This window comes from Streptosporangium sp. NPDC006013, assembly GCF_040614275.1.
Lineage (GTDB): Bacteria > Actinomycetota > Actinomycetes > Streptosporangiales > Streptosporangiaceae > Streptosporangium.
Map to the genome: position 1 here is coordinate 1 of NZ_JBEXUE010000517.1, position 6,742 is coordinate 6,742.

Genomic DNA, 6,742 nt, shown 5'->3' on the forward strand with positions numbered 1-6,742 from the left:
GCGGCGGTGATCGTGGGCCTGACCGTGGCGTCGGTGCTGTTCGTGTGGACCGTGGTGGCCCGCCGTCCGAGGACCACACCCGGCCACGAGGCCGTGGGCCGGGTGGTGGCCGCCGGTCCCGGCGCCGGGCGGCTGTCGCCGGGCACCCGGGTGGGCGCGGCCTGGCTCCGCTCGGCCTGCGGTCACTGCCGCTACTGCCTGCGGGGCTCGGAGAACCTCTGTCCCCGCTCGACCTACACCGGCTGGGACGCCGACGGCGGCTACGCCGAATACCTGACCGTTCCCGAGGACTTCGCCTACCCGCTGCCGCCGGAGGCGCCGGCGGAGAAGCTGGCGCCGCTGCTGTGCGCCGGGATCATCGGCTACCGCGCACTGCTCCGCAGTGACCTTCCTCCCGGCGGGCGTCTGGGCATCTACGGCTTCGGCGCCTCGGCGCATCTGACCGCGCAGATCGCCATCGCCCAGGGCGCGACGGTGCACGTGCTGACCCGCTCGGCCAGAGCCAGGGAACTGGCCATGACGCTGGGCGCGGCCTCGGCGGGCGACGCCGCGGACGCCCCGCCCGAGCCGCTGGACTCGGCGATCCTGTTCGCCCCGGTGGGCGAGCTGGTACCGGTCGCGCTGGCCGCGCTGGACCGGGGCGGCACCCTCGCGGTGGCGGGCATCCATCTAAGCGACATCCCGCCTCTGACCTACCAGCGCCACCTGTTCCAGGAGCGCACCCTGCGCAGCGTCACCGCCAACACCCGGGCCGACGGCCGGGCCTACCTGGAACTCGCCATGGCCCACCCACCCCAGGTGACCACGGTGCCCTACCCCCTGGCCGAGGCCGACCGGGCCCTGGCCGACCTGGCCGCCGACCGGGTCGAGGGCGCCGCCGTCCTGACGATCTCCTCCCCCTGACCGGTTCCGGCCAAAGGAGCTCAGACCTCCCTGAGGACGCGGTGCAGGATGGCCGTCGTCGCGGCCGGCTGCTCGGCCTCGAGGCCCAGGCGGTTCAAGATGTGCCAGTAACGTTCGACGTCGGCGGCCTTGTCCAGGTAGAGGGCGCCGGTGAGCTGTTCGAGGTAGACCACATCGGGCAGTTGTCCCTCGGGGAAGCGCAGGATGGTGGCGGGGCCGGTCACCGCGGCGGCGGCTCCGACGCTGAAAGGCATGACCTGGAACGTGACATGGCCGAGCTCGACGATCTCCATGAGGTGCCTGAGCTGGGCGCGCAGCACCTCGGGGCCTCCGACGGGGCGGCGCAGCGCCGCCTCGTCGACGATCGCCCAGAGCGTGGGGGGCTCTGGACGCCACAGGAGTCGCCGGCGTTCCATGCGCAGGGCGACGCGGCGCTCGATCTCGGACGTGGAGGCATCGGCGCAGGCGGACCGGATGAGAGCACGGGCGTAGTCCTCGGTCTGCAACAGCTCCGGGACGGACTGGACGTCGTAGGCGCGGATGAGGGACGCGGCCTGCTCCAGCCCGAGATAGGCGTCGAACCAGGCGGGAACCACGTCACTGTAGGCCTGCCACCAGCCGGGCCTGTTGGCCTCCGCGGCCAGGGCGAGCAGCGGGGCGCGTTCGTCGTCGTCGACGACCCCGTAGAGGGTGAGGAGATCGGCCACGTCGCGCTGCTTGAAACCGGTCCGCCCCAGCTCCAGGCGACTGATCTTGGAGTGCGACCCGCGGATCGCCTCCCCGGCCTCCTCACGTGTGAGGTGACCGGCCTCGCGCAGCCGCCGCAGCTGCGCGCCCACCAGCATGCGCACCACGGTGGGCCCGGCCTGCCGGTGATCCGGGCTGTGACCATCGGTCTGCGCACTTACCGCCCGAACAATGCGCAAATCTGCTCCTCTGAATCGCAGCCGCTTGATCCGTGACTCTTCAAGACTTTCACGCCGAGGTTGCTTTTCGCAGTGGGACGAAGACTCTCCGCGAGAAATTCGTACCATCTCCACACGTAATGGCAAGATCGTGGCAGCCTCGGCGATCCGGCGAGTCAGCCGGCCGGAGCGCACGCCGGGTCCTTACGGCTCCCGGAAACCGGCCCGGCCCCGATCCGACCCCAAGGAGAACGCGTGGACGGCGAGCGACCCCCCTCCGGATCCAACGAGCTCAACCCGCATGTCGCCCACAACGCCAGGGTCTGGAACTACTGGCTGGGCGGCAAGGACCACTATTCCGCCGACCGTGAGGTCGGTGACCGTGTTTTCGCGATGTTCCCGAACATCGTCCATGTGGCCCGCGCCGACCGGGCGTTCCTGGGGCGGGTGGTCCGCCACCTGACCGGCGAGGTGGGGATCCGGCAGTTCCTCGACATCGGCACCGGGCTGCCCACCGTGGACAACACCCACCAGGTGGCACAGCGGGTGAACCCGGAGGCGCGCGTCGTGTACGTCGACAACGACCCCCTCGTACTCGTGCACGCCCGCGCGCTGCTGTCCGGCACGCCGGAGGGCGCCACCGACTACGTCGACGCCGACGCCCGCGACCCCGAGACGATACTGCGGGCCGCGGCGAAGACACTGGATTTCGGCCGTCCGGTGGCGGTCATGCTCCTGGGCATCCTGAACTTCGTCCTCGACACCGCGGAGGCCCGGTCGGTGGTGCGCCGGCTCATGGACGCCGTGCCCTCCGGCAGCCATCTGGTGCTCACCCACCCGACCCTGGAACTCGGCGGCGAGGGCAACGTCGAGGCGATGCGTTTCTGGAACGAGCACGCCAAGCCCCCGATCGTCGCCCGCGACGGCCAGGAGATCGCCACCTTCCTCGACGGCCTGGAACTGCTCGAACCCGGCCTGGTCTCGTGCTCGCTCTGGCGTCCCGAGCTGGCCGGCGTCGGCGGCGAGCCCACCCGGATCGCCCAGTACGGCGCCGTCGGCCGCAAGCCGTAGGCCGGATGCCGTAGGCCGGATGCCGTGGGCCGGATGCCGTGGGCCGGATGCCGTGGGCCAGGCGCCGCTTCCGGCTCCCCCGGAGCCTGGAACGGCGTCCGGCTCCGGGCGGAGGTGATCGCCGGCCCACCCCCGTTGCTAGCATCGATCCATGCCACGCCCGCGAACCGTCAGCGACGAGGCGATCTTCGCCGCGGTCGCGGGGGTCGTCAGCCGGGTCGGTCCCGCCAGGCTCACCCTGGCGGCCGTCGCCAAGGAGGCGGGGCTCTCGCCCGCCACCCTGGTGCAGCGCTTCGGTTCCAAGCGCGCGCTGCTGCTGGGCCTTCACCAGGGCGACACCGAGCACGTCCGCCGGCGGCTGCGCGCGGCGGGCCCCCGAAACGGGATCCTTGAGACGCTGCTGGACAACCTGACGGACCTGGCCGGGCCGGTCTCCGACCCCGTGGCCTTCTCCAACCACCTCGCCGTCCTCCACCAGGATCTCAGCGACCCCGAGTTCCACGCCCAGGCGCGGGCACACGCCCGCGCCATGCGTGAGGAGATCCACGACCTGCTCGCCAGGGCCACGGAGGCCGGCGAGCTCCTGCCCACCGACCTCGCACAGCTGGCCCGCTCCGTGCAGTCGACCTACAACGGCGCGCTGGTCACCTGGGCGATCCATCGCGAGGCGCCGCTGGAGACCTGGCTCCGCCGCGAACTCGACGCGGTTCTCGCCCCCTGGCGCGCCACCGGGAAAGCACGGGAGCGGCAGGCGCCTTAGGACGGGCCCCTACGGCCCCGCCTGCCGGGGCGGCAGCCATCGAAGGCACATGCCCGAAAAGGCTACATGTGGGCGAATAATACCCAAATAGGCCCTACATCAATGAATATCCTATCTAAGGGAGGATATTTCAATGAGTAGCACTAGAAAGGCGATATACAGGCAAGATATGCCCGAGTGACCGGGCGCACGGGAACGGCATCCGAAGAAGATCTAATCTCTTATTACCGGCTTTCCACTTCGTACTGTTGAATCCTCATAATTAGTGATCTCAACGTAGATGCCCCGGAGAGGAAGCCAGGCCATGCCTGACGTCGGCCCCATCCAGGCGGGAGATCCCGAACGTGTGGACGAGTACCGGATAACGGGGCGACTGGGGGAGAACGTCTACCTTGCCACGGCCCCCTCGGGAGACCGGGTGGTCGTGCGACTGCTGCCCGCGGACGTGGACCACGAGCGGTTCAGGGAGGCGATGGAGCCGCTACGGGAGATGCCCGCCTTCTGCACCGCGCAGGTTCTGGACAGCGGGGTGGACGGCGACAGGCCGTACATCGTCAGCGAGTACGTCGACGGCCCGACGCTTCAGGAGGTGGTGACCTCCGAGGGCGTTCTCGGTGCGGTCGCGCTGCACAGGCTGGCCGTCGGGACGATGACCGCCCTGGCCGCGCTGCACCAGGCCGGGACGGTCCACGGCGACCTGCGTCCCGGCAGCGTGGTGTTCGGCCCCGACGGCCCCCGGGTGATCGACCTCGGCATGGCGCGGGCGCTGGAGGCGACCGCGTCCACCACGACCCGCAAGGTCGGCGTCCCCGCCTACAGCGCGCCGGAGAGGCTCACGGGCACCTCCCCCGGGCCCGCCGCGGACCTGTTCTCCTGGGGGGCGACCATGGTCTTCGCCGCCTCCGGCCGCTCCCCCTTCGACGCCGGGACGATGGCGGGCACGGTCAACCGCATCGTCAACGACGAGCCCGACCTCGGCGCGCTCCCCGACGATCTGCGCGGGCTGATCACGGCCTGCCTCGCCAAGGACCCCGCGCGGCGGCCGGGCGCGAGCGACGCCCTGCTCCGACTGGTCGGCGAGTTCCTGACATCCGACCTGATACCCCCGGACTCCCCCGCGCCCGGCGCCCCCTCCACCGGTCCGGCGCGGCGCCCCCGCCCGCTGCCGCTGGTCGCGGGCGCGCTGGCCGTCGCCCTGCTCTCCGGCGGCACGGTCTACCTGGCGGTGTCGGGGAACGAGCCACCCGCGGGCGGGACGAACCCCTCCCCGAGCACCGCACAGGGCTCGCTCGCCCCGCTCTTCACCCCCCAGCCCTCTTTCAGCCCGGAGGTCACCGAGGCGGCATGGGAGAAGGTGGAGAAGGCCACCAGGGACATCGAACTGCCCGGGACGGGCATCACCCTGCACGAGCATCCGAAGGACACGGTCAGGCTGGGCGCCTACCTGAGCGCCGTCCAGCCCTTCGGCTCGTTCGCCAGGGAGAAGGGGAAGGACACCTTCAGGCAGGTGGGCAGCTTCCTGCAGTCGGTGCTGTCACCACAGGGCGACCTGGTGGCACTGAACCCGTTCGTGAAGTTCGCCGACTCCTCCTTCGACTACCTGAGGATCTTCGACCTGAGGGACGGCAGCCAGTTCACCGTGCCGACCGTCGAACGGCCCCTGGAGGGCACCCTCCCCGTGTGGTCCGCGGACGGTTCGAAGGTCCTGCTGTCGGTGCGGCGACCCGACAGGCGCGAGTCCGACGGGTTCGTGGTGGTGGACGTGGCGACGCGCAAGGCCACCCACGTGCGCACCGAGTCCGTCGGCGCCGACACGCTGCCCTTCACCTTCGCCCCGGACGGTTCGGTCACCCGGGGGTACTTCAACGGCAAGAGCCACGGGGTCGACTTCTACGGTCTGGACGGGCGGATCATCAGGACGATGCACTGGGTCGGCCAGCCGCACGCCACCGACTGGTTCTCCCCCTCGGGCGCGCTCTTCTTCACCGGATGCCCCGATGGGAAATCCCTGTGCGTGTGGGACACGGTGAGCGGCAACCGGCGATACACGATCACCGTCGGCAAGGGCACGCAGAGCCTGGGCTGGTTCAACAACCAGCATCTGATCATGAAGAACCCCGCCAAGAAGGGCTCCAGGATCGAGGTGATCGACTTCTACGGCAAGGTCGTCCGGGTGCTCGCCGATCTCAAGAAGGGCGACACCGCCTTTCTGAGCCTCACCGCCACGCCCGGATGACCGGGGTCACGCCACCGCTTCCCGGCGACCCCGCCGAGGTCGGGCCGTACCGGATCGCCGGCAGGCTGGGCCGCGGCGGTCAGGGGACGGTGTACCTGGCCGAGTCACCCTCCGGGGCGCGGGTCGCGGTGAAGGTGCTCGGCCGGAGCGACGCCACCGACCAGACCCTGGCGCGCTTCAACCGGGAGATCGAGCTGGCCCGCCGGGTGAAGGCCTTCTGCACCGCGCAGGTGCTGGAGCACGGTGAGGTCTCCGGCACGCCGTACATCGTCAGCGAGTACGTCGACGGCCCCAGCCTCGCCCAGGTCATCGGCGAGCGTGGCCCGCTGCGCGGTGCCGAGTTGCGCAGGCTGGCGATCGGGACCCTCACCGCGCTGGCCGCCATCCACCAGGCCGGCGTCGTGCACCGCGATTTCAAGCCCGCCAACGTGCTGCTCGCCCGCGACGGCCCCCGGGTGATCGACTTCGGTATCTCCCGCGCGCTGGACGCCGAGGCGACACTCTCCGACCAGCTCGTCGGCACCCCGCCGTACATGGCGCCGGAGCAGTTCGACGGGCGCGACGCGGGGCCGCCGGCCGATCTGTTCGCCTGGGCGTCGACCGTGGTGTGCGCGGCGACGGGGGAACCTCCCTTCGGCGGTGACGTGCTGCCCGCGGTGATCCACCGGATCCTGACCGCCGAGCCCAGGCTCGGCTCTCTGGACGACGGGCTGCGCGAGCTGGTGGGCGAGTGCCTGGCCAAGGATCCGCAGGCGCGGCCGGCGGCCACGCAGGCGCTGCTGCGGTTGCTGGGCCACCAGGTGGAGTCGCCGCGCTACGAGATGGGTGACGACCTGCTCGGCGAGGGCCGTGAACGGGCCGCCACCC

6 protein-coding genes are annotated in these 6,742 nt (G+C 71.0%); 5 read left to right on the forward strand and 1 reads right to left on the reverse strand.

Annotation, left to right across the window (positions count from 1 at the left end; genetic code table 11):
* The coding region (locus ABZ260_RS43550) for a zinc-binding alcohol dehydrogenase family protein (RefSeq protein ID WP_355629676.1) at window positions 1–903 on the forward strand (903 nt) is incomplete at its 5' end.
* A 20-nt stretch (window positions 904–923) separates the two neighbouring features.
* On the opposite strand, the gene ABZ260_RS43555 is transcribed toward ABZ260_RS43550, so the two are convergent.
* On the reverse strand, window positions 924–1,829 hold the full coding sequence (locus tag ABZ260_RS43555) for a helix-turn-helix transcriptional regulator (protein ID WP_355629679.1): 906 nt from the start codon (window positions 1,827–1,829) through the stop codon (window positions 924–926).
* A 234-nt stretch (window positions 1,830–2,063) separates the two neighbouring features.
* On the opposite strand from ABZ260_RS43555, the gene ABZ260_RS43560 reads away from it, so the two are divergent.
* The 4 genes from ABZ260_RS43560 to ABZ260_RS43575 form a co-directional block, all read left to right on the forward strand.
* A complete protein-coding gene (locus ABZ260_RS43560) occupies window positions 2,064–2,879 on the forward strand; it encodes an SAM-dependent methyltransferase (protein WP_355629682.1) in 816 nt (271 codons plus the stop codon).
* Between the two features lie 151 nt (window positions 2,880–3,030).
* Window positions 3,031–3,639, forward strand: a complete 609-nt coding sequence (locus ABZ260_RS43565) for a TetR/AcrR family transcriptional regulator (RefSeq protein WP_355629685.1) — start codon at window positions 3,031–3,033, stop codon at window positions 3,637–3,639.
* Between the two features lie 304 nt (window positions 3,640–3,943).
* Window positions 3,944–5,875 carry a serine/threonine-protein kinase gene (locus tag ABZ260_RS43570; protein WP_355629687.1) on the forward strand — a complete coding sequence of 644 codons (1,932 nt, stop codon included), beginning with the start codon at window positions 3,944–3,946 and terminating at the stop codon, window positions 5,873–5,875.
* The coding region (locus ABZ260_RS43575) for a serine/threonine-protein kinase (RefSeq protein WP_355629690.1) at window positions 5,872–6,742 on the forward strand (871 nt) is incomplete at its 3' end. The genes ABZ260_RS43570 and ABZ260_RS43575, both read left to right, overlap by 4 nt.

Coding starts and splice junctions, on each gene's coding strand:
- ABZ260_RS43565 (WP_355629685.1), top strand. CDS start 3,031: ATGCCACGCCCGCGAACCGTCAGCGACGAGGCGATCTTCGCCGCGGTC.
- ABZ260_RS43570 (WP_355629687.1), top strand. CDS start 3,944: ATGCCTGACGTCGGCCCCATCCAGGCGGGAGATCCCGAACGTGTGGAC.